20 protein-coding genes, 1 tRNA gene and 1 pseudogene are annotated in these 20836 nt (G+C 73.6%); 10 read left to right on the top strand and 12 right to left on the bottom strand.

Annotation, left to right across the window (positions count from 1 at the left end; genetic code table 11):
- Positions 1-44: 44 nt before the first annotated feature.
- The 3 genes from AAT21_RS29775 to AAT21_RS29765 all read right to left on the bottom strand — a co-directional run bounded on the left by AAT21_RS29775 (position 45) and on the right by AAT21_RS29765 (position 4051).
- Positions 45-569, bottom strand: a complete 525-nt coding sequence (locus AAT21_RS29775; RefSeq protein ID WP_046780067.1) for a GNAT family N-acetyltransferase — start codon at positions 567-569, stop codon at positions 45-47.
- Between the two features lie 70 nt (positions 570-639).
- A complete protein-coding gene (locus AAT21_RS29770) occupies positions 640-1869 on the bottom strand; it encodes a serine hydrolase domain-containing protein (protein ID WP_046780066.1) in 1230 nt (409 codons plus the stop codon).
- 43 nt (positions 1870-1912) lie between these two features.
- Positions 1913-4051, bottom strand: a complete 2139-nt coding sequence (locus tag AAT21_RS29765) for a SpoIIE family protein phosphatase (protein ID WP_046780065.1) — start codon at positions 4049-4051, stop codon at positions 1913-1915.
- Positions 4052-4278: 227 nt separating this feature from the next.
- Here AAT21_RS29765 and AAT21_RS29760 point away from each other — a divergent pair, with 227 nt between their 5' ends.
- The gene (locus tag AAT21_RS29760) at positions 4279-4899 is read left to right on the top strand and encodes an L-threonylcarbamoyladenylate synthase (protein ID WP_046780064.1); all 621 of its coding nucleotides are present in this window, start codon (positions 4279-4281) and stop codon (positions 4897-4899) included.
- A gap of 41 nt (positions 4900-4940) precedes the next feature.
- Here AAT21_RS29760 and AAT21_RS29755 read toward each other — a convergent pair whose 3' ends face one another.
- From AAT21_RS29755 to AAT21_RS29745, 3 genes are read right to left on the bottom strand one after another with little or no spacing between them, the layout of a single operon-like run.
- Positions 4941-7148 carry a bifunctional serine/threonine-protein kinase/ABC transporter substrate-binding protein gene (locus AAT21_RS29755; protein ID WP_046780063.1) on the bottom strand — a complete coding sequence of 736 codons (2208 nt, stop codon included), beginning with the start codon at positions 7146-7148 and terminating at the stop codon, positions 4941-4943.
- A gap of 6 nt (positions 7149-7154) precedes the next feature.
- On the bottom strand, positions 7155-9314 hold the full coding sequence (locus AAT21_RS29750) for a bifunctional serine/threonine-protein kinase/ABC transporter substrate-binding protein (RefSeq protein ID WP_046780062.1): 2160 nt from the start codon (positions 9312-9314) through the stop codon (positions 7155-7157).
- Positions 9314-10168 carry a hypothetical protein gene (locus AAT21_RS29745; RefSeq protein WP_157879816.1) on the bottom strand — a complete coding sequence of 285 codons (855 nt, stop codon included), beginning with the start codon at positions 10166-10168 and terminating at the stop codon, positions 9314-9316. The genes AAT21_RS29750 and AAT21_RS29745 overlap by 1 nt, the downstream gene beginning before the upstream one ends.
- 220 nt (positions 10169-10388) lie before the next feature.
- Between AAT21_RS29745 and AAT21_RS29740 the strand changes: the two genes are divergently transcribed.
- Positions 10389-11144 (top strand): LamG domain-containing protein, encoded by a 756-nt coding sequence (locus tag AAT21_RS29740; protein WP_235439271.1) that lies wholly within the window; start codon positions 10389-10391, stop codon positions 11142-11144.
- An 11-nt stretch (positions 11145-11155) separates the two neighbouring features.
- Here AAT21_RS29740 and AAT21_RS29735 read toward each other — a convergent pair whose 3' ends face one another.
- The 3 genes from AAT21_RS29735 to AAT21_RS29725 form a co-directional block, all read right to left on the bottom strand.
- On the bottom strand, positions 11156-11857 hold the full coding sequence (locus tag AAT21_RS29735) for a ribonuclease H family protein (RefSeq protein WP_046780061.1): 702 nt from the start codon (positions 11855-11857) through the stop codon (positions 11156-11158).
- A 46-nt stretch (positions 11858-11903) separates the two neighbouring features.
- Positions 11904-12176, bottom strand: a complete 273-nt coding sequence (locus tag AAT21_RS38495; RefSeq protein ID WP_052758047.1) for a MerR family transcriptional regulator — start codon at positions 12174-12176, stop codon at positions 11904-11906.
- Positions 12177-12260: 84 nt separating this feature from the next.
- Positions 12261-12464 carry a cold-shock protein gene (locus AAT21_RS29725; RefSeq protein WP_030036890.1) on the bottom strand — a complete coding sequence of 68 codons (204 nt, stop codon included), beginning with the start codon at positions 12462-12464 and terminating at the stop codon, positions 12261-12263.
- A 289-nt stretch (positions 12465-12753) separates the two neighbouring features.
- Here AAT21_RS29725 and AAT21_RS29720 point away from each other — a divergent pair.
- The 6 genes from AAT21_RS29720 to AAT21_RS29695 all read left to right on the top strand — a co-directional run bounded on the left by AAT21_RS29720 (position 12754) and on the right by AAT21_RS29695 (position 16649).
- Positions 12754-12827 (top strand) — tRNA-Met (locus AAT21_RS29720).
- 278 nt (positions 12828-13105) lie between these two features.
- Positions 13106-13603 (top strand): SigE family RNA polymerase sigma factor, encoded by a 498-nt coding sequence (locus tag AAT21_RS29715; protein WP_046780060.1) that lies wholly within the window; start codon positions 13106-13108, stop codon positions 13601-13603.
- Entirely contained in the window at positions 13596-14048 is a 453-nt protein-coding gene (locus AAT21_RS29710) for a flagellar basal body-associated FliL family protein (protein WP_046780059.1), read from the top strand. Before AAT21_RS29715 ends, AAT21_RS29710 begins: the two co-directional genes overlap by 8 nt.
- A gap of 114 nt (positions 14049-14162) precedes the next feature.
- Positions 14163-15398, top strand: coding sequence for a mannosyltransferase family protein (locus AAT21_RS29705; RefSeq protein ID WP_107081428.1), 1236 nt, complete (start codon positions 14163-14165; stop codon positions 15396-15398).
- A gap of 80 nt (positions 15399-15478) precedes the next feature.
- Positions 15479-15709 (top strand): hypothetical protein, encoded by a 231-nt coding sequence (locus AAT21_RS29700; RefSeq protein ID WP_046780057.1) that lies wholly within the window; start codon positions 15479-15481, stop codon positions 15707-15709.
- Between the two features lie 109 nt (positions 15710-15818).
- Positions 15819-16649, top strand: a complete 831-nt coding sequence (locus AAT21_RS29695; protein ID WP_046780056.1) for a class I SAM-dependent methyltransferase — start codon at positions 15819-15821, stop codon at positions 16647-16649.
- Positions 16650-16942: 293 nt separating this feature from the next.
- Here the strand turns inward: AAT21_RS29695 and AAT21_RS29690 are convergent, their stop codons facing one another.
- The 3 genes from AAT21_RS29690 to AAT21_RS29680 all read right to left on the bottom strand — a co-directional run bounded on the left by AAT21_RS29690 (position 16943) and on the right by AAT21_RS29680 (position 18873).
- Complete coding sequence (locus AAT21_RS29690; RefSeq protein WP_046780055.1) at positions 16943-17242, bottom strand: hypothetical protein; 300 nt, start codon at positions 17240-17242, stop codon at positions 16943-16945.
- A gap of 351 nt (positions 17243-17593) precedes the next feature.
- Positions 17594-18007: a rodlin gene (locus AAT21_RS29685; RefSeq protein ID WP_046780054.1), complete on the bottom strand. Its 414-nt coding sequence runs from the start codon at positions 18005-18007 to the stop codon at positions 17594-17596.
- 128 nt (positions 18008-18135) lie between these two features.
- Positions 18136-18873, bottom strand: a complete 738-nt coding sequence (locus AAT21_RS29680) for a class I SAM-dependent methyltransferase (protein WP_046780222.1) — start codon at positions 18871-18873, stop codon at positions 18136-18138.
- 117 nt (positions 18874-18990) lie between these two features.
- On the opposite strand from AAT21_RS29680, the gene AAT21_RS29675 reads away from it, so the two are divergent.
- Positions 18991-20478 (top strand): AMP-binding protein, encoded by a 1488-nt coding sequence (locus AAT21_RS29675; protein ID WP_052758046.1) that lies wholly within the window; start codon positions 18991-18993, stop codon positions 20476-20478.
- A 53-nt stretch (positions 20479-20531) separates the two neighbouring features.
- Positions 20532-20807, top strand: a pseudogene (locus AAT21_RS29670) (alpha/beta hydrolase); the annotation flags it as partial.
- Positions 20808-20836 lie beyond the last annotated feature (29 nt).

The raw sequence follows: 20836 nt of genomic DNA, 5'->3' as shown, positions 1-20836 counted from the left end.
CACCACGGCCGTGCGGCACGTCCACCACACGGGCGCGGGCATCGTCAGAGGGTGATCCAGTACCGTCGCTTGGGGCCGATCAGGGTCTCGCGCACGTCCTCCAGTACCCCGCCGCAGCGCTCGATGGTGCGGACGGACCCTTCGTTGCCGGGGTCGCAGGTGAGCAGGACCCGGTCCATCCCGAGGACGCGCGCCTCGTGGAGGACGGCGGACAGGGCCCAGGTGGCGAGGCCCCGTCGGCGGGCCGAGGGCCGGATGCCGTAGCCGATGTGGCCGCCGGCGTCGAGGAGGAAGCCGTTGAGGTAGTGGCGCAGGTCGATGGCGCCCAGGTAGGTGTCGCCCTCGGTGATCCACCAGTACGTCGCGTGGACCCGGCCGTGGTCGACCGGCATCGAGCGGTCCGCGTAGCCGCGCAGTTTCCGCGTCCAGGCTGCGAAGCCCTCCGGGCTGTCGACGTCGTCGTCGGAGCCGAGCCCCGCGCCGTCCATGTGGGCGTCGGGCCCCCATTCCTCCTGCGCGGCGGTCCAGGATCCGTGCAGGTGGGGGCTGGGGGCGATGAGCTGGGGCATGCCTGGGACCCTAACAGTCGGATCATCCGACCGACCCGTCGTCCTGCCCGGCGGGTGCCCGGGTCCCGCCTCAGCCGGACTTCGGCTCGGACGGCTTGTGGCCGGGGTACACGTTGCCGGGCGTCACGATGCTGGTGATCGCCTCGCCGAAGAGCGTGCTGGGCTCCTGGCCGTCATGCAGGATGTCGGTGTTGAGGATGACGACCATGGTGGCCTGCGCCTGCGGCAGGTACACGCCGAGGCTCTCGTAACCCGGGAGCGAGCCGTTGTGGCCGATCCAGCCCTGGACGTCGAAGAGGCCCAGGCCGTAGCCGGCGCCGGGGATGCCGACGGAGGTCGTCTTCAGGCGCTGGGCCTGCGTCTCGGGCGTCAGGAGGGTGCCGGTGGCGAGGGTGCGCGCCCAGCTCCGCAGGTTCTGCAGGTCGGAGATCATCGCCCCGGCCGCCCAGGCCCAGGACGGGTCCCAGTCCGTCGACACCTCGACCTTCCCGGACGCGGTCTGGTCGGTGTAGCCCTGCGCGTGCGGTGCGGGGAACTCGGACCCGGTCGGGAAGAAGGTGCGGCGCAGTCCGGCCGCCGCCACGACGTCCTTGTCGATGACCTCGGCGAGCGGCCGGCCGGTGACCTTCTCGATCACCAGGCCGAGCAGGATCAGGTTGGTGTTCGAGTACTGGAACTTCGCGTCCGGCGCGAACTGCACCGGGTGCTTGAAGGAGTACCCGAGCAGCTGCTGCGGGGTGAAACGGCGGTCGGGGTCGGAGGTGAACGCCTTGTCGAAGTCCGGGTCCTCGCTGTAGTTGAACAGCCCGCTGCGCATACCGGCCAGTTCGCGCAGGGTGATGAGGTCGCCGTTCGGCACCCCGGAGATGTAGTCGCCGATGGGGTCGTCGAGGCCGACCTTGCCCTGGTCGACCAGCTGGAGGAGGGCGGTGACCGTGAACGTCTTGGTCTGGCTGCCGATGCGGGTGTTGAAGTCGGTCTGCATGGGCGCGCCGGTCGTCTTGTCGGCCACGCCGAAGGCCTTCACGTAGCTGCCCTTGCCGGGTGCCCACAGGCCGACGATCACGCCGGGCACGCCGGCCTCACGCATGACCTGCCGGATGGCGGTGTCGAGTTGGACCGCGACCGCCGGGGTGATCGCCTTGAACTCCCCGCCGGCGTCGGGGGAGGGAGTGGCGGTGGCGGTCGGTCCGGGGGTGGGCGCCCCGTACGCGGGAGCCGTCGCGGCCCCGGTGAGAAGCAGGCAAGCCGCGGCGGTGGCCGCGCAGGCCCTGCGGAGCCGTTCGTGCGTCGTTTTCACCTATGCCTCCTGCGGTACGAGGACCAGGGCACGGCATACACGGTCAGCCTAGGCCCGCACCGGCCGGGCCGCGCGGCGAGGGTGCGTCCGGCCCCTGTGTGAGGGCCCGCGCGCGGGCGATGACCAGGGCGACGTCGTCGTGGTCGTCGGGACGGCGCAGGGAGTCCAGGAGCCGGTCGCAGGTCTCCTCCAGGGGGCCGCCGGTGTCGGCGAGCAGCTCCAGCAGGAGGGCGAGCCGTTCGTCGATGGGCTGGTCGCGGGTCTCCACCAGACCGTCGGTGTAGAGGACCAGTTGGTCACCGGGCTCCATGGCAACGGTGGTGGCCTCGAAGGGGATGCCGCCCACGCCCAGCGGTGCTCCGGTGGGCAGGTCGAGCAGCCTGGGTGCGTGGCCGGAGCGGATGAGCACGGGCGGGAGGTGGCCGGCGACGGCGATGCGGCACTGCGCGCGGTGCGGGTCGTGGACGACGTAGACGCAGGTGGCGATGGTCTCCTCGAGGGCGGCCGTGGTGCGGTCCAGCTGCTGGAGCACCTGGGGCGGGTCGAGGGCGAGTTCGGCGAGGGTGCGGGTCGCGGTGCGCAACTGCCCCATGCTGGCGGCGGCGTTGATGCCGCTGCCCATGACGTCGCCAATGACGAGGACGGTGGTGTCGTCCGGTCCCGCGATGGCGTCGAACCAGTCGCCGCCGATCTCACTGCTGGCCGCGGCGGGCCGGTAGCGCGAGGCGACCTCCAGGCCGGGCGTGGGCGGCGGGTGGTGGGGCAGGAGGTGGTGCTGGAGCGCGAGGGCGGTGTGGTGCGCGTTGCGGTACCAGCGGGCGTTGTCGATGCACACGGCGGCGCGCGCGGCCAGTTCGCCGGCGAGCACGATGTCGTCGTCGTTGAAGGGCAGCGGGTTGCGGGTGCGTTTGAGGTCGAGGGCGCCGAGGACCTCGCCGCGCGCGATGAGCGGCACGGCCAGGTACGAGCGCAGTCCGGCGCGGGAGAGGAGGGAGGCGGCGTTGCTGTCGCGGGCGATCCGGGAGATGTCCCTCGCCTGCACGTGGGCGACGAGGACCGGGTGGCCGGTCGTCACGGACTGGGTGACCAGCCGGTCGGCGGCGTAGCGGGCGATGTCCCCCGGGGGGTCCGCGGCGCGGACGGCTTCGCTCGGGTAGGCGGCCGCGACGGCGAGGGCGCGGAACACGGCGGGCTCGTGGGCCGACGACCTGAGGGTGGGCCGGCCTTCGAGGACGGAGTCGAGGATGTCGACGGCGGCGATGTCGGCGAGCTCCGGCACGACGACGTCGGCGAGCTCGCGCGCGGTCTGGTCGAGGTCGAGGGTGGTGCCGATACGGACGGTGGCGTCGGCGATCAGGGCGAGGCGGCGGCGGCTGCGGGCGATCTCCAGGGCCGCCTGGTGGCTCTGGGTGACGTCCACCACGGAGGTGGCCAGGCCCAGGACCCGCCCGGTGGCGTCCTCCAGCCGGTAGTAGGACACCGACCACGCGTGTTCGGCGCGGTGCCCGCCGTGGGCGCGTCCGGCCGTGAACTGCTCCAGCAGCGGTGTGCCGGTGGCCAGGACCTGGCGCATCGCCGATTCGGCGGCCTCGGTGTCGTCGAGGAAGGACAGGGCCTCCCGGACGCCCCGGCCGATGTGCTCGGAGGCGGGCAGCCCGTTGATCCGCTCCAGCGTGGGGTTGACCAGGACGTAACGCAGCTCGGTGTCGAGGACCGCGAGTCCGATCGGGGACTGGGCCACGAGGCGGGCCGACAGGGCGAGGTCCCGCTCCAGCTGCCGCAGCGTGGTGCGGTCGGTGGCGATGCCCAGGGCGTACAGGTCGCCGCGGTCGTCGAGGAGCCGCATGTTGCGGAACTCCACGAGGCGGGTGCTGCCGTCCTTGTGCCGCACCGGGAAGGCACCCGCCCAGTCGCCGGCGCCGCCCATGACCCGCGCGAAGAGTTCCGTCACCAGGCCGACGTGCTGCGGTGCGGCCAGCAGCCGGGCGGCGGGCTGGCCCAGGGCCTCGGCGGCCGTCCAGCCGAACAGCTGCTCGGCCTGCGGGCTCCACAGGGCGACCCGGCCGTCGGCGTCGAGGACGACGGCCGCCACGTTCAGTACGTCGAGCAGCCCGCTCGGCGGGGCGAGCCCGGCCGCGGCAGGCCGCCGCCCACTGGCCCCCGGCTCGTCGATCGCACCCATCGGCGACGCTCCCTTCCGGCACCGTCGCCCGGCGGCACCCGCCCCGGCCCGTCCCGTCCGGCCCTGGTGCGGGGCGGTCCGGGGAGGTCCGGGGGAGGTCCGGGGCGTACGGTCACCTCTCATGGTCCCTCCGAAACCGCCGGGAAGCGTCCGGAGCGGCCGTGGCCGGGCGGCCGTCGGGTCCCGGGGCTGTCGGGGGCGGCGCCGTGACGGCGTAGGCTCGGCGGATGGCGAAATACTTCGACGTGCACCCCGAGAACCCCCAGCGGCGCACCATCGACAACGTGGTCGACATGATCCGCTCGGGCAGGCTCGTCGCTTACCCCACTGACTCCTGCTTCGCACTGGGATGCCAGCTGGGCAACCGGGAGGGCATCAACCGGATCCGGTCGATCCGCAACCTGGACGACCGTCACCACTTCACCCTGGTGTGCCAGAACTTCGCCCAGCTGGGGCAGTTCGTGCAGATCGACAACAACGTGTTCCGCGCCATCAAGGCGGCCACACCGGGCAGTTACACCTTCATCCTCCCTGCGACCTCGGAGGTTCCGCGTCAGCTGCTGCATCCTAAGAAGAAGACCGTCGGTGTCCGGATCCCCGACCACGTCGTCACCCAGGCCCTGCTCGCCGAGCTCGGCGAGCCGCTGCTGTCCAGCACCCTGCTGCTGCCGGACGAGGCCGAGCCGATGACGCAGGGCTGGGAGATCAAGGAGCGGCTCGACCACGAGGTGGACGCCGTACTGGATTCGGGTGACTGCGGCACCGAGCCGACCACGGTCATCGACTTCTCCTCCGGTGAGGCCGAGATCGTCCGCCGGGGAGCCGGCGACACCTCACGGTTCGAGTAGTCCGCACGGTTCGAGTGATCCGCACGGTTCGAGTGGTCCGCTCACGGGTCGGTGCGTACGTCCGCGTACCGGCCCAGGTAGCGGAACCGGCCCGATTCGGCCCGGTAGAGGTGGGCGAGGTTGTCCCCGGTCAGGGCTCGCGTCCTGGTGTCGAAGGCGACTGCCTTGGCGAGGCCCTGGTGGGTGGTACGGAAGATCCGGCGGGACAGGCCCGCCCTGTCGCGGCCCTCGCCCCCCAGCCCGGCCAGGGCGCTGGCCAGCAGCCCCACCGCGTCGTACGCCTCGGTGGCCCAGCGCGCGGGCGGTTCGCCATGGGCGCTGCGGTGGGCCGCGACGAAATCGGCGGTGCCGGACGCGGCCGGCGGATCGATGAACAGGGCGCTGAACACCCAGCCCTCGGCTGCCTGGCCGGCCGCGGTGTGGAAGGCCGGTTCCATGGCGTGCTGGAGTCCCACGCGGGGGCCCGGGAAGCCGGCGTCGGCCAGTGCGCGGGCCAGCTCGCCGGCCCGCTGCGGCGAGGTGCCGGCGTACACGACGCCCTCGGCGCCGGTTTCGGTCAGTGCGCGTACGGTGCCCGCGAAGTCGGAGCCGCCCTCGGGGATGCGGTGGACGCTCACCGTGCCCTGCGCCGGGGGACTCTGCTGGAGCGCCCGGGTGACCTGCCACGCCGGTGCTCCGTTCGCCGCGTCCTCGACGACCGCCGTACGGCGCGAGATCCGCACCCGGGACAGGTAGTGCAGAACGGGGAGGGCGAGGCCCTCGTCGTTCGGGCGGGTGGCGCACGCCGTGCGCCACAGCGTCGTGGCGTTGGCAGGGGTGTCCACCGACACCAGCACCAGGGTGAGGTCCGCGGCGAGGCAGGCGTCGGCCAGTGCCGGCACGGCCGCGTCCCAGGTGGGGCCGGTCACGGCGAGCACGGCCGGGTCGGCGATCAGTTCCTTGACGGCCTGCGCGGCTCGCTGCGGGTCCCCGCCGTCGTCGGCGACGCGCAGGGCCAGCCGGAAGGCGGCGTCGGAGCGGGCGTTGTGGTGGTCCAGGGCGAGCCGCATGCCGCGCTCGTGGGCCTGGCCGGTCGCCCGGCCGGGCCCGGTGAGGTCGGCCTGCAGGCCGAGGGTCAGGACCGGGAGGTTCCGTTCGGGGGCGGCCGTCCCGCGGCCGCCGGGTCCGCGGGTGGTGTACCAGGCGACCGGCGCGGCGGCGGCGACCAGGGCTCCGCAGGCCGCGAGCAGCCGTCTGCGGGTGAACGGCCGGGCGGGCTCGGGTGCGTCGATCCGGGTGGGTTCCGGGGCGGGCAGGTCCAGGGCCCGGGTGGAGCGCTCGGCGATGATCCGGGGCAGCGGGGCGGGCAGCCAGTCCCCGGCCGCCGCCGGGTCCGTGCCGCTCGGGTCCGTGCCGCCCGGGTCCGTACCGCCCGCGGCGGCGCCGCGATGGTCCGTGCCGCTCGGGTCGGGGCCGAGGAGGGCGGTGAGCTCGGCGAGGGTCGGCCGGTCCGCCGGTTCCTTCCGCAGGCATCCGACGACCGCCTCGCGCAACTCGACCGGCAGTGAACCGAGTTCCGGCTCCTCGTGGACGGTGCGGAAGACCACCGCGGCCGCGTGCCCGCCGCCGAACGGGCCGGTCCCGGTCGCCGCGTACGCCAGGACGCAGCCGAGGGAGAACACGTCTGCGGCCGTACCCGCGACGGGGCCGCCCGCACGGGCCAGCTCCGGTGCGAGGTAGCCGGGGGTGCCGACGACCGCGTCCACGGCCGTGAGCGTGGTCGCCCCGGCCGCCCGCGCGATCCCGAAGTCGATCAGGCGGGGCCCGTCCGGGGCCAGCAGGACGTTGCCCGGTTTGACGTCGCGGTGGATCAGCCCGGCCGCGTGCACCTCGGCCAGGGCCTCGGCGAGCCGGACGCCGAGGATGCGTACGGTCCTGGCGGGCAGGGGCCCGTATCCGCCGACCGCCTCGGCCAGGGAGGGGCCGGGGACGAACGGGGTGGCCAGCCAGGGTTCGCGGGCGTCCGGGTCGGCGGCGACCACGGGGACGATCCAGCGTCCGGTCAGCCCGGCGGCGGCCTGCGCCTCGCGGCGGAACCGGGCCCGGAAGGCGGGGTCCGCGCCGTGGTCGGCGCGGATCACCTTGACGGCGACCAGCACGCCCTCGGGAGAACGGCCCAGGTAGACGGTGCCCATGCCGCCCGCACCCAGGCGGCCCAGCAGACGGTTCCCGCCGATCGCGGCCGGATCGGCGGGGAGGAGGGGGCGCATCCGCCGCTATCCGGCCGCGGCTCGGGCGACGGGGCCCACGTACCGGATCCGGCCGCCTTCCACCTGGTGGAGGAAGTAGGCGTTGTCCTTCACCGTCCGGTCCTTGCCGAAGGCGTACTCCTTGGTCAGGCCGCGGTAGGAGCCTTCCGCGAGGGCGGTGAGCAGGTCGGCGCGGGCCGGGCGGCCCCCGCCGCGGGCCGCCGTGACGAGCCGGTCGATGACCAGGCTCGCCGCGTCGTAGGCCTCCGCCGTCCAGATGTCGGGCGCGGTGCCGTACGCCGCCTGGTGCGCGCGGGCAAGTTCGGCGGTCTCGGGGGCCTCGGGGCCGGTGTAGGGGGCGACGAACTGCCAGCCCTCGGCGGCCGGGCCCGCGGCGGCGAGGAACTCCGGGCCCATGACGGCGTAGTCGGCCGCCCGGTGGCCCCGGTAGCCGGCGGCGGCCAGCAGGGCGGCGGTCCTGGCCGCTCCCTGGGGGGTGCCGGCGTAGAAGAAGGCGTCGACGCCGTGCGCGAGCATGTCGGTGACGACCGGGGACAGGTCCTGTGTGCCGCGCGGGACGACCCGTGGATAGACGGTGGCTCCCGGGACGTGGCCGGCGATGGTGCGGGTCGCGTGCAGGATCGCCTGCCAGCCCTCCACGTCGCCGTCCCGGTCGCACAGGACGCCCAGCCTGCTCACCCCGCGCTGCCGGGCGAGCTGGCGGCCCAGCGCCGAGCCCTGGATGAAGGAGATGGGGCTGACCTGGAAGAAGCTGCGGCGGTCGGCGACGCTGAAGGCGCTCGCCAGGGCCGAGACGGTGAGCAGGGGCAGCGCCGCCTCGCCGTACAGCTCCAGGCACGGGGTGACCGTGGCGTTGCCGGTGGGGCCGATCACGGCGAGTACGTCCGGGTCGGAGATGAGGCTGGTGGCGGCGGCCGCGGAGCGGTCCGCTCCGCCCGCGTCGTCGGCGGTGGCGACGGTGAGCGTGAAGGGTTTGTCCTTGCGGGAGTTGAAGGCGTCGACGGCGAGCCGCACGCCGCGCTCCTGGGCGATGCCGGCCGCCTTCTGCGGGCCGGAGAGGTCGGCCTGTACGCCGATCACCCAGGCGCGGGCGGCGGTTGCGGATGTGCCCTTCGGTTCCTCGTCCTCGCGCAGCGCCAGCCAGCCCGCCGTGCCGCCGCCGATCGCGAGAACGGCCCCGGCGGCGATCTGGAGGAACCGCCTGCGGGACGACGCCGGGCCGGTCCCGCCGGGTGCGGGGGCGGCCTCGGGGTCGGCGACGGTCTCCTCGATACCGGGCAGGGCGAGCAGGGCGGCGGCCCGTTCGGCGATGGTCGCGACGACCGGGTCGGGCAGCCAGTCGGTCCCCTCGCCCGGGGTGTCCTCGACGAGGGCCTCGTCGAGCCCGGCGGCGGTGGGCCGGATGTCGGGGTGTTTGGCGAGGCAGGTCCGCAGCAGGGCGGTGAGTTCGGGGTCGGCGAGCAGCTCCGGGCCGAGGTCGGGCTCGTCGTGGACGGTGCGGTAGAGCACGGCTTCCACGGTGCCCGCACCGAAGGGCAGCCGGCCGGTGGCGGCGTAGGCGAGGAGGCAGCCGAGGGAGAAGACGTCGCCGGACGGTTCGGCGGGGCGGCCCTCGGCCTGCTCGGGCGGGATGAAGCCGGGGGTGCCGAGTACGGCGTCGGCCGAGGTCAGGGCGGTGTGCTCGCCGCCCCGGGCGATACCGAAGTCGATGAGCCGGGGCCGGTCCATGCCGAGCAGCACGTTGCCGGGTTTGACGTCGCGGTGGACGAGGCCCTGCGCGTGCATCACCTGCAGGGCCTTGGCCAGGGCCTTGCCGAGGATCCGTACGGCGCGCAGCGGGAGCGGGCCGTGGGCGGAGACGGCCTCGGCCAGGGACGGGCCGGCGACGAAGGAGGTGGCCAGCCATGGTTCCCGGGCGTCGGGGTCGGCGCCGGTGATCCTGACGGCCCACGGGCTCTCGACCTCGGCGGCGATCTCGGCCTCGCGGCGGAACCGGGCCCGGAAGTCGGACTCCTCGGCGTACTCGGCCCGGATGACCTTGACGGCGGCGAGCGCGCCGTCGTCCGTGCGGCCGAGGTAGACGACACCCATACCGCCGGCGCCGAGCCGTCCGAGGAGGCGGTGGCCGCCGATCCGGGACGGGTCCGAGGGATGCAGCTGCTCCATCAGCCGGCCGCCTTTCCGAGGGCCTGCTTGGCCTGCGCGATCATGCGGCTGTTGCCCTGGACGACGAGCTGGGTGAGGGTCTCGTCCTTGAAGCCCTCGGCGCCCTTGCCCGCGATGGCCACGGTGACCGGGCCGAACTGCGCCTGGTACCAGAAGTACCGGTGCGGTCCGCCGTCCTGCTCACTGGTGTAGGTGCCGATCTCGTTGAAGGCGTCCTCGCTCCAGTTGTTCAGCTGCTCCCCCTGGTACATGGCGTTGCCCAGCAGGCCCCCCAGCTGCTCTCCCTCGCGGACCTTCTGGTCGGGGCAGCGCAGGACCTCCTCCATGGCGCGTGCCGTCTCCCAGCCCGATTCCCGGCGGTCGCGGTGGACGGTCACCGTGGCATTGAGCCGGACGCGGCCGTGGCCGTCCGCGGCCGGGATCTGGAAGTAGCGGGTGTTCGTGGCGAGTACGTCCTGCGGCAGGTCGGCGGTCTGCCAGACGCACCCCTCGTCGAGGACGGGCCAGCGGCCGGAACTGCTCTCGAACGGTGTGCTGCGGACCACGCCCGGGCCGAAGGCGTCCTCGGTGATGAGGATCCGGGCGAGGAGTTCCCGGGCCTCGGCCGCCGTCTTCGGCTGCTTGGACTCGTCCAGTTCCGGTACGAGGGAGACGGCCGAGGGCGCGGTGGTGGACGCCGCCGGGGCGGGGGACGTCGGCGGGGCGTGGCTGGTCGCCCCGCTCCCGTCCTTCCCGTCGGCCGGCCCGTCGGCCGTGCACCCGGCCATTGCGGCCACCGCGGCCATGACGGCCACCGAGAACAAACCTGCTGCCGCACCGTCGTAGGCGCGCAGCGCGACATGGCGTCGTGTCACAGTACCCCCCAACGGCACGGATGGTACCCCGCAGTGGGGGCGCGCAACTGTCTTATGCGCAACCGTTGTTGGCGGCCGGGATCACGCCGGTCCAGGCCCGTGCGGCTCCCGGCCCGGCTCTCCGGAGCGGAACCCGGCCGAAACACAAACCGGTTGACCGGTATGCATTCCCCCGGAAGCGGGCATGCTGCAAGAGCTCACGTTCTCGGGAAGGAGCGATGTGCTCACTCAGATTCTCGACCGGCTCCGACGCCTCCTCGGACGCCCCACCTCCTCCGACTCCGCCTCCTCCACACCCGGACGTGACGACGAAAGCGCGGCGGTCGCCCGGACCCCGGTCTTCACGGCGGACTTCACCTCGACCCGCCAGTGGGTCGCCGGACGCTCCTGGGCCTATCCGAACGGCGGCCCCACCAACCCGGGCGACAACAAGCTCGACCACCTCGTGTCGGACCCTTCCTTCAGCCGGACCGGCACCTTCCGCGCCGCCCGCCGCCCGGACGGCAACTGGAACGCGGGCCTGCTGACCACCGAGGGCAGCGAGGAGGGGTTCATGGTGCGGACCGGTGACGTACTGGAGTCCCGGGTACGGCTGCCCGTCGAACTCGGCGCCTGGCCCGCGATCTGGACCTGGCTGGACGGCGACAACGAGATCGACGTCTTCGAGTACCACCCGGACAACCCCGACCTGCTCGAACTGTCCAACCACGTGCGGGGCGGCTCCCGTTACCACCGGGACCCGGCGATCCGCCCCGGCGGCTGGGTGGACCTCAAGGTCGAGTTCGGTTCCCGCTCCGTCGTGTGGTGGGTCAACGGCAAGCAGGTCTTCGCCGACCGCCGCGGGGTGGGCCGCCGCTGGCGCGCCTACCTGATCGTCAACCTCTCGGTCTGCGCGGGCCGCTATCACCCGAAGCCCGAGCCGGGCGTGTCCTCGATGTCGTACGAGGTGGCCTACCTCCGCGTGACCCGCCCCTGACCCACCGGCCGCTACGCGGTGTCGGCCGCCGCCGTGGCGCAGGTTTCGTGGCCCCAGCGGGTGCCGTTCTTGGCGATCATGTCCCCGACGGCGTACGGCTTCCCGCAGGGGCAGCTGCCGGGGAACTTCGCCTTGATGGCCCGGCTCCCCCGACCTGTCGCGGAACCGGCGGACGCCCGCTTCTTCGCCGTACCGGACTTCTGGCGCGCGGGCGCGGCGGGAGCCGGTACGGGCATGTCCGCGTTCCCCAGGGCCGTGCCCGCGGCCTCCTGCCGGAGCGCGGCGTCGCTGGCGGCCTGGTCGGCGATCGCGTTGAGGTGGTCGCCGTCCTCGCGGTGCGCGGGAACGTAGCGGAACGTCACATCGCGCTCGGCCAGCAGCCGGTCGATCTCCTCGACGAGTTCACGGTTCGCGACGGGCTGGCCGGAGGAGGTCTTCCAGCCGTTGCGCTTCCAGTTGGGCAGCCACTGGGTGACGGCCTTCATCGCGTACTGCGAGTCCATCCGCACCTCGACGGACGTCCCCGGCGTCAGCGCCTCCAGCAGCCGCTGGAGCGCGGTGAGCTCCCCGATGTTGTTGGTGGCCCGCCCCAGCGGACCGGCCTCCCAGCGCTCGGGGCGTCCCTCGGCGTCGGCGATGACCCATCCCCAGCCGGCGGGTCCGGGGTTACCCTTCGCCGCTCCGTCACAGGCGGCAATGATGCGATCAGACATCCCCCGATCATGCCTCATCCCCGGTGGCGGTAGGGCCCGCGGCCGGTCAGGAGCCCGGTCCGCCCTCGGCGGGCAGCCCGCACGTGTCGAAGTTCATGCATCCGCAGGCGAGGCAGCCGGCGACGGCGTCGCGCAGCATCTGCGTCTGCCGGATGAAGCGGTCCAGCTCGGGGAGCTTGCTCTCGGCGAGGGCGCGCCACTGCCGGGTGGCGCCGTGGTCCGCGTCGGTGTCCGGCAGGGCGCGGATCCCGGCCGGGGGAAACCGGCGGCCGGAGCAGCCGGGCCGGGGACGGATCAGGGCCGTGCGGCGATGCCGCACGGCCCTGATCGTGCACTCCCCCGGTTCACCTGGGGGAGGAAACGGTTCTCCGGAGCCCGGGCCAGTGCCCGGGCCGGCCGGGGATCAGGCGGGGGTGATGTTCTCCGCCTGCGGGCCCTTCTGGCCCTGCGTGATGTCGAAGGTCACGGCCTGACCCTCCTGGAGCTCACGGTAGCCCGTGGCGTTGATCGCCGAGTAGTGGGCGAAGACGTCCGGGCCGCCGCCGTCCTGGGCGATGAAGCCGAAGCCCTTTTCCGAGTTGAACCACTTCACGGTTCCCGTAGCCATGTTCATGCCTTCCCGTTGACGTAAGTCCTCCACACGGCGTGGAGGACGGAGGTGATCGCCCTGGTCCTACGGCACAACACAGCAAAACTGCCCACGCCGGAAGGCGCGGGCAAGGCACTTCGAACCACGACAGCTACCGGAGAAGGTACACGCACGTACGCACTGTCACCAGGGGGAATGATCTCGCTTGCGCGGCGGGAATTCGCCCTTGTACCGACTTGCCGGGCAAGTGCGGCCCGAAAATGCATCGAGGACGGTCCCCCGGATGCCGTAGGGTGAGGTCCACCGACGCGGGGTGGAGCAGCTCGGTAGCTCGCTGGGCTCATAACCCAGAGGTCGCAGGTTCAAATCCTGTCCCCGCTACTGCTCGGAAGGGCCCGGATCCTTGTGGATCCGGGCCCTTCCGCCGTTCCGGACCCTGCCCTTGCCCCGTCCGGGCCCGGCCCCGGGGCCCTGTCCGGCCTTGTCCGGCCCCCCTCTGGGCTCGTGGCGCCACCGTCCCCGCCGCGGCCGGCGCGACGATGAGCGGGCCGCCCGCCATGTGACGGCAGTCACAGAAGTTCATGTCGTCCGATGTCGACCGGATGCGGTGCGCCGGGCGTATGCCCGGTGAGAGGGATACATGGATTCGGGAGCGATTTTTGACCGTCGAGGAGTTCGAAGCGTTCTACGCACAAGCGGCGGGAAGGCTCACAGGACAGCTGTACGTGATGCTCGGTGATCATCACGAGGCACAGGACGTGGTGCAGGAGGCCTTCGTCCGGGGGTGGGGGCGGCGGCGCCAGCTGGACCGGGACGGGCGGCCGGAGGCGTGGATCCGCACCGTCGCGTGGCGGCTCGCGGTCAGCCGCTGGCGGGTGCGCAGGCGCTCCGCCGACGCCTGGCGGCGCAGTACTCCCGTGCAGCACGTGGAGGGGCCGGGGCCCGAGGCGGTGGCCCTCGTCGAGGCGCTGCGCCGGCTGCCCCTGAAGCAGCGCCGCACGATGGCGCTGCACTACCTGTGCGACCTGACGGTCGAGCAGATCGCCGCCGAGACCTCACTGTCCGCCAGCACGGTCAAGACCCACCTCACCCGCGGCCGGGCCGCGCTCTCACATCACCTGCAGGATCCGAGCACCGAGGAGGCCCCCGATGCCTGAGTCCCACGACCCGCTGCGGTCGGCCTTCCGCGCCGCGGCTTCCGCCGGGCAGTCCGCGACCACGCTCCCGCCCGTCTCCGTCATCGAGCAGCACGGCGAACGGGTCCGGCGGCGCCGGATCATGGGCATCGCGGCCGCCTGCTGTCTGCTGCTCGGCGGATCCGGCGCCGCACTGGCCGCGTTCCTGCCACACGACAGCGGCCGACCGATGCTCCCGGCGACGACCCCCTCTCCCGTACCGCCCTCCGATCTGCCGACCTCCCTGCCGACGTCCGTGCTTCCCTCGCCTCAGGGCACCAGGGCCTGGCTGACTCCGCCCAGCGCGACCGCGGGCACGGGCACCGCCACCGCGACGATGAGCGCCACCCCGCCCCGCAGAACGTACCCCGGCTCGCCGCCTCCCTCCGGCACCAGCACCAGCACCAGCACGCAACTGCCGCGGTAGCGGCCACGGCACTCGCCCCGGCTTCACCCCACCCCACACCGCCGCCTGCGGACACCGGCCCGGGAACCCCGGCCGGCGGTTCCGCACACCCTCAGACGGCCAGGAGATCCGCTTATGTCCGTTTCGGCCCCGCACCGACCGGCCGAGGTCCCCCGCTCGCGGCCCGCGCCCGCCGGCCGTCCCGCCGCCCCTCGCCCCCGCCGCTCGCTCCCGGCCCTGCGCATGCTCGGGCCGGCCGACCGCGAGGTGCTGTGGCTCTACCTGCTGACCCGCGCCGGCATCTGGGCGACCGCGGGCGCCGTCGGCTGGCTGTTCCCCGCCGACGGCGACAGCCACCGGCCCGCGTCGCTGCTCACGCCCTGGCAGCGCTGGGACTGGACGTTCTACGTCCGCATAGCCAGGGACGGCTACTTCCCCGACGCCACCGGCCCCTGGACCGTCGGCTGGGACAACCGCGAGGCCTTCCTGCCCGGCTTCCCGCTGGTCCTGCGCGCCGTGCACACCGTCGTCCCCTCCTGGGCCGCCTCCGGAGCACTGATCTCCTTCGTCGCGGGAGGCGTCGCCGTCCTGGCCCTCGCCCGCATCGCCCGCGACCTGCTGGGCAACGACGAAGCCGGCCGGCGCGCGGTGACCTTCCTGCTGGTCTCGCCCTGCGCCGTGTTCCTCGCCGCCGGCTACACCGAGTCGCTCTTCCTCGCGCTGGCCCTGCCCGCCTGGCTGGCGGCGCAGCGCGGGAACTGGGCTTCCGCCTCCGTCCTGACCTGCCTGGCCTGCTCGATGCGGGTCACGGGACTCTTCCTCGCGGCCGCGCTCGCCCTCCACTTCCTGCTGACCGCCCGGACCCGTACCGTCTGGCGCAGCGCCCCCTGGCTGTTCCTGCCGGCCCTCCCGCCGCTGCTCCACAGCTGGTACCTGCATGCGTGGACCGGGGACTGGATGGCCTGGAAGCACTCCCAGGAGCGCGGCTGGTACCGGGAGTTCCACCTGCCGTGGGAGGCCTGGTCCCACACCTGGACGGCTGCCTTCGGGCACACCCAGCCCACGGGCTACGCCCTGATGTGGCAGGCGGAGCTCCTGGCGATGGTGACCGGCGTGGTCCTGCTGGCCGTGCTGGTACGGGGCCGCCGCTGGCCCGAGGCGCTCTACATCGCCCTCACCCTGTGGGCGCTGGGCACCTCCTACTGGTACACCTCCGTACCCCGCTCCACCCTGCTGTGGTGGCCGCTGTGGATCGCCCTGGCCGGCTGGAGCCTGCGCCGGCCCCGGGTGCGCAGCGCCTACCTGTACGTGGCCGGGCCGCTGTGCACCACGGTGGCCATCACCTTCCTCACCGGACGCTGGGCGGGATAGCGGGACGGCCGGCCGGACGGCGGGGGTACCGGCCGGGCGAACGGGCCCCCGGCCGGGCGCCGGACGCGCATACTCGGAGGATGGCCGACACCACCACCGTCGAGGTCGACACCGATGTGCGCGACCGGCTCGCCGTGCTCGCCGCCGACCGCGGACTGAGCCTGCGCGCGTACCTCGCCGAACTCACCACCGCCCAGGAGAACGCGACCGCGCTCGCCCGCGCCACACGGGCCTTCGAGGACGCGCTGGAACGACCCGGATTCCGGGAAGGCTTCGCGCGCGACTTCGGCGGCCGCACGGCCCGCGACTGACCCGGCCGGCCGGGCACCGGCACCCGGGTGGCCCCGCCGACGGGCCGGTCCGCCGAAGTGTCCCTAGTCTCGGGGAAGGACCGCTTCGAGGCGCTGGAGGACGTCTGTCATGACCGATGCGAACGAGGCGCAGCAGGCCGACCGCGGTCTGAAGGCCAAGCACCGTGCGATGTGGGCCATGGGCGACTACCCGTCCGTGGCCTCCCACGTCGTCGCCCCGCTGGGGCCGCTGCTGGTGAAGGAGTGCGGGATCCAGATCGGTGACCGGGTCCTCGACATCGCGGCGGGCTCCGGCAATGCCGCCATCCCGGCCGCGCTGGCCGGGGCGGACGTCGTGGCGTCCGACCTGACCCCCGAGCTGCTGGAGGTCGGACGGCACCTGGCCGCCGTACAGGGCGCGAAGCTGGAGTGGCGGGAGGCGGACGCCGAGGCGCTGCCGTTCGCGGACGGCGAGTTCGACGTCGTCATGTCCTGCATCGGCATCATGTTCGCCCCGCACCACCGCGCCGCCGCCGACGAGATGCTGCGCGTGTGCCGGGCCGGCGGGACGGTCGGGCTGATCAGCTGGACCCCCGAGGGCTTCGTCGGGCGGCTGTTCGCGACGATGAAGCCGTACGCCCCGCCGCCCCCGCCCGGTGTGCAGCCGCCGCCGCTGTGGGGGAACGAGGAGTACGTCCACGAGCTGCTCGGTGACGCGGTCACCGATGTCGTCGCCCGCCGCCGGACGGTCCCCGTGACCCTCTTCAAGAACCCGCCGGACTTCCGGGAGTTCTTCAAGGCCTGCTACGGGCCGACCATCGCGGTGTACCGCGCGGTGGGCGACGATCCGGAGAAGGTCGCGGCCCTGGACGCGGCGCTCGACGCGCTCGCCGCCGAACACACCACCGACGGCGTGATGGAGTGGGAGTACCTGCTGCTGACCGCCCACCGGCGGAGCTGACGCCACCCGCCTCCCCGCCTCCCCTGGTGCGGCCTGCGCGCCCGGTCACTCGATGACCGGGTGCACTTCCGCGTGCGCGTCCCACCACTCCCGGCGGAGCGGTCCTTGTCGACGTTGGCCAGGTAGGCGCGGGCCGCCGCCCGGTAGAGCTGTCGTGGACGACGTCACCCTCCAGGTGAGCGAGGCCCGCCCGCACCACCCGAGTCCGGCCCGGACCCCGCGCCGGCGGTCCGGGCCGGACGCCTGCCGCTGGGGCGGGGACGACCCGCCCGGCTTCACCCGGCCGCGGCCCCCTACGTCCCCTGCGTACGGCGGCCGCCGCCCCGGCCCCGGTCCTTGGGGGCGACCATGGCGATCAGCCCGTAGTCCAGCTCCGCGCCGTCGATGAGCAGGGCCTCGATGGTGCGCGTGGCGGGGTCGATGTCGGCCTCCACGCCCTGCCCCCTGTACCGGGGATATCCGGAGGCCCCCTGCTCGCCGGTCGCCTCGACCACGGCCGACCTCAGGGCGCGGTCCGCCGGGGAGGCCCCACGGAGGTTCTCGATGTGCTCGGGCACCACCAGGATCTCGAAGCTCTGCGGCTCAGTGGTCATGGAACCGAAGCTACCGGATGGTGCGTCCCCCGGCTGGTTCACACGTCGCGGCGCCACACCACGATCACCGCGAGGGCCACGGCGGTCAGCGGCCAGAGCACGTAGACGATCCAGGAGCCCGGAACCCTCGGTAGCCCCTGCCGCCGGGACTCGCCCGCTTCCGGATCGCGACAGAGCCTCCGGCCCGGTCGGGCGGAGGCTCTGTGGTGGGGAGATCGGTGCCCACGTCGGCGGCCGTGCGGCCGCCGCGCGCCGTTCGAAGGCCGGATCGGCGGATCCGGGTGGAACAAGCCGGGGCCCCGTGGGCACTCGCGCAGGCGTCGGAGGCCCCGGCTCGTACGAGGGAACTCGTCAGCTGCCGGCCGAGACGTTGCCCGACAGGACCGGGATGTTGTCCAGGATGTGCGAGAGCGGCTCGTCACCCTTGGCCTGGGTGGAGTTCTCGGTGCACTGCTGGTTCTGCGGGTTGGACAGGACGTTGATGTCCTGGACGCCGACGTTGGCGATGAGCGCCAGCACGGACTGGGCGTTGACCTTCACCGGCAGACCGATGCAGGGCTTGTTCAGCGTGCCCTGGACCAGGCCGAGCTGCGGGCTCTGGTCGCCGTGGGTCTTCTGGTTGCCGTAGATCTGCTGGGCACCGTTGCCGTTGACAGTGTTGACACCGTTGTCGTTGCCGATGGCCATGGCCGGGGCCGCCACGGCGGCGCCCGCGCCGACGATGGATGCGGTGGCGGCGGCGGTGGCCATAATCTTCTTGAGCATCAGGGGGTCCTTATGTCCGCACGAGTGCATGGGGGTAAGCGCCTTGATCAACGGACGGGGCGACGGCGGGTTCCGGTCCTTCACCCGAACGGCGGCATCCCGTCCCCGCCCTCATCTCCCCGGCCTCGTCACGCTCTCCGGACCGCCACGTTCAGCTCGACCACGTAGTGCTCTTCCACCCAGCCGTCGGGGAAGCGCCGTATCAGCAGGGCCCGTTCGTCGGCCAGGAAGCCGTCCGTCCCGGGTTCGCCGACGAGGAAGAGGGAATGGGTGGACAGTTTGGCCAGGTGCGTGTCGACGGGGACGCGGCGCGACCACGACAGGTGACGATCGGTGAACCGCAGCCCGTCCTGTGGGCGGGCCCGTTCGTTGATGTACCAGCCGGGCCCGAACCGGGCCTCGATGCGCGCCTGCTGCTCCGCGATCCATCCGACCGTGACATCGGGGTCGTTGTGCCAGATGGCGAGCGCGCCGCCCGGCCGCAGCACCCGCAGCGCCTCGGGAACGGCGCGGTCCGGATCGGTCCAGTGCCAGGACTGCGCGTACGTCAGCAGGTCCAGGCATCCGGAGGACAGCGGCAGCCTGTTGCCGTCCGCGCGGACCAGCGGGGTGCGGGGGTTGCGGCGCCGGAACTCGGCGGCCATGCCCTCGCCCGGTTCCACCCCCACCACGCGGGCGCCGCGCGCCTCCAGCAAGGACGTGGCGATTCCCGTACCCGCGCCCACGTCGGCGACGCGGGCGCCGGCCAGGGGAAAGCCGGCCAGTTCCGCCAGCGCGTCGAAGAGCTCGGGCGGATACGAGGGGCGGTTCGCGGCGTAGCGCGCCGCCGCGGAACTGAATGAACGAGCACGGGATTCGGTCGTCATGCCGCCCATGATGCCGCTGGGCCGGCCCTCCGTGCAGTGGGGCGCCGGTGTGGTGGGGGCCCGCGGCGCAGGAGTGACCGTACGATCACCGTCGGTACGGGGAGAGGCGGATCGCACATGGTGGCCGCGCGGTATGTCACGGAGCTGGTCGAGGCGTTCGAGAGGAACGCCGAACGGCCCGCGCTCGGATCCGGCCCGGTCGTGCTGTCGTTCCGGGACGTGCTCGACGCGGCCCGGCGGCTCGCCGCGGTGCTGGCCGAGTCGGGGATCGGGCGCGGCTCGGGGCTCGCCTGTGTGGCGGGCACGAACCGGCCGGAGGTGCTGCTGGTACGGATCGCCGCGCATCTGCTGGGTGCGCGGCTGACGCAGGTCGTCGCCGGGCCAGCGCTGTACGGGCTGGACTTCGTCCTGCGGGACTGCCGGCCGGACCTGGTGCTGCACGACGTGCCGGTGCCCGCTACGGGCGCGCCCCGGCTGGACCTGGACGAGGCGGTCCGGCGGGCTGGGCGGAGCGCGGCGGTGCCGGTGCCGGTGGGGGCGCGGGACGAGGACGTGGCGCGGGTGACGTACACCGGCGGGACGACGGGGCGGCCCAAGGGGGTGGCCTCGACCTTCGGTGCGATGGCCGCGCGGAACTCGGCACGGCCCGCGGGCTGGGCGAAGACCGACTACCTGTCGGTGACCTCGCTCGCGCAGCGGTCCGGGGGCCGCTGCCTTGAGCAGTTCCGGGCCGGCGGCCGGGTGGAGATCCTCGATCCCTTCGGGACACGGGAGTTCGCGGCGGCCTGCCGGCGGCTGGGGGCGGTGTCCACGTACCTGACGACGTCGATGGTGTACCGGCTGCTGGACGATCCGGTGACCGCCCATGGGGTGCCGGGGCTGGAGGTGGTCTCGTACGGGGACTCCCCGGTCCACCCGGAGCGGCTACGGGAGGCGGTGACGCGCTGGGGCGGGCGGTGGCGGCAGGGCTACGGCACGAACGAGGCGGGGGTGATCTGCCGGCTGACCCCGGCCGACCACGATGAGGCGGTGGGCGGGCGGCCGGAGCTGCTGGGGTCGGTCGGACGGCCCGTCGAGGGCGTGGAGGCCGAGGTCCGCGACAAGCGGGGCGGGGCGGTACCGGCCGGACGCACGGGCGAGGTGTGGACCCGGTCGGCGGCGATGATGTCCGGCTACTGGGGCCGGCCCGGGACGACGGCCGAGGTGCTGCGGGACGGCTGGCTGCGCACCGGGGACCTCGGGCACTTCGACGCGGACGGCTACCTGTACCTCGACGACCGGGCCGTGGACGTGGTGATGGTCGACGGGGACAACGTGTACTGCGTGCCGGTCGAGGCGGCACTGGCCCGGCATCCCGCCGTGGCACAGGCGGCGGTGGTGGGCCGGCACAGCGACACCACCGGCGAGGAGGTGTGCGCCTTCCTGGTCCCGACGGCGGGCTGCGCCCCGGGTCCCGCGGCGGCCGACGAGGCCTGCGCCCTGGTGGAACGCTCCCTGGCCCGCGCCCACCGGCCCACGACCGTCTTCTGGGTACGAGCCATCCCCCTCACCCCCCGCGGAAAACCGGACAAACGCCGGCTGCGAGCCCGCGCGGCGGGTGGTTGACCGGGGAGATGGATCTCGTGGGAAACCGGGCCGGTTCCGGGGGTGGGGGGCGGTGTGCGGCGCCCGCGCGGGCCGCCGATCTGTCGGGGCTGCCCCCGGCCTGTATCGGCGTCGGGCCGGCGGAGACGTTCAGGGACGAGGACGAGGACGTGGCCTACGCCGACGCGATCCGGCAGGCGGGCGGCCGGGCCGAACTGCATGTGTGGCCCGGGGCGTTCCACGGTTTGGGCACCTTCGCACCGGACGCGGCCCTCAGCCGGGACGCCCGTGAGGCCCGCACCCGGTGGCTCCGGCGGCTCCTCGCCCGGCCGGCGCCCGGCGCCGGCTGAGCGGGCGGCCGTGCCCGCCGCGCCGACGG

Source organism: Streptomyces yangpuensis (genome assembly GCF_001005295.1).
Taxonomy (GTDB): domain Bacteria; phylum Actinomycetota; class Actinomycetes; order Streptomycetales; family Streptomycetaceae; genus Streptomyces; species Streptomyces yangpuensis.
This window is presented reverse-complemented; position numbering and strand designations above follow the sequence as displayed.

What these genes read in the sequence shown, in the direction of transcription:
- AAT21_RS29775 (WP_046780067.1), bottom strand. Translation starts at nt 569, where the DNA reads ATGCCCCAGCTCATCGCCCCCAGCCCCCACCTGCACGGATCCTGGACC.
- AAT21_RS29765 (WP_046780065.1), bottom strand. Translation starts at nt 4,051, where the DNA reads ATGGGTGCGATCGACGAGCCGGGGGCCAGTGGGCGGCGGCCTGCCGCG.
- AAT21_RS29760 (WP_046780064.1), top strand. Translation starts at nt 4,279, where the DNA reads ATGGCGAAATACTTCGACGTGCACCCCGAGAACCCCCAGCGGCGCACC.
- AAT21_RS29755 (WP_046780063.1), bottom strand. Translation starts at nt 7,148, where the DNA reads ATGCGCCCCCTCCTCCCCGCCGATCCGGCCGCGATCGGCGGGAACCGT.
- AAT21_RS29750 (WP_046780062.1), bottom strand. Translation starts at nt 9,314, where the DNA reads ATGGAGCAGCTGCATCCCTCGGACCCGTCCCGGATCGGCGGCCACCGC.
- AAT21_RS29735 (WP_046780061.1), bottom strand. Translation starts at nt 11,857, where the DNA reads ATGTCTGATCGCATCATTGCCGCCTGTGACGGAGCGGCGAAGGGTAAC.
- AAT21_RS29725 (WP_030036890.1), bottom strand. Translation starts at nt 12,464, where the DNA reads ATGGCTACGGGAACCGTGAAGTGGTTCAACTCGGAAAAGGGCTTCGGC.
- AAT21_RS29710 (WP_046780059.1), top strand. Translation starts at nt 13,596, where the DNA reads ATGCCTGAGTCCCACGACCCGCTGCGGTCGGCCTTCCGCGCCGCGGCT.
- AAT21_RS29705 (WP_107081428.1), top strand. Translation starts at nt 14,163, where the DNA reads ATGTCCGTTTCGGCCCCGCACCGACCGGCCGAGGTCCCCCGCTCGCGG.
- AAT21_RS29700 (WP_046780057.1), top strand. Translation starts at nt 15,479, where the DNA reads ATGGCCGACACCACCACCGTCGAGGTCGACACCGATGTGCGCGACCGG.
- AAT21_RS29695 (WP_046780056.1), top strand. Translation starts at nt 15,819, where the DNA reads ATGACCGATGCGAACGAGGCGCAGCAGGCCGACCGCGGTCTGAAGGCC.
- AAT21_RS29690 (WP_046780055.1), bottom strand. Translation starts at nt 17,242, where the DNA reads ATGACCACTGAGCCGCAGAGCTTCGAGATCCTGGTGGTGCCCGAGCAC.
- AAT21_RS29685 (WP_046780054.1), bottom strand. Translation starts at nt 18,007, where the DNA reads ATGCTCAAGAAGATTATGGCCACCGCCGCCGCCACCGCATCCATCGTC.
- AAT21_RS29680 (WP_046780222.1), bottom strand. Translation starts at nt 18,873, where the DNA reads ATGACGACCGAATCCCGTGCTCGTTCATTCAGTTCCGCGGCGGCGCGC.
- AAT21_RS29675 (WP_052758046.1), top strand. Translation starts at nt 18,991, where the DNA reads ATGGTGGCCGCGCGGTATGTCACGGAGCTGGTCGAGGCGTTCGAGAGG.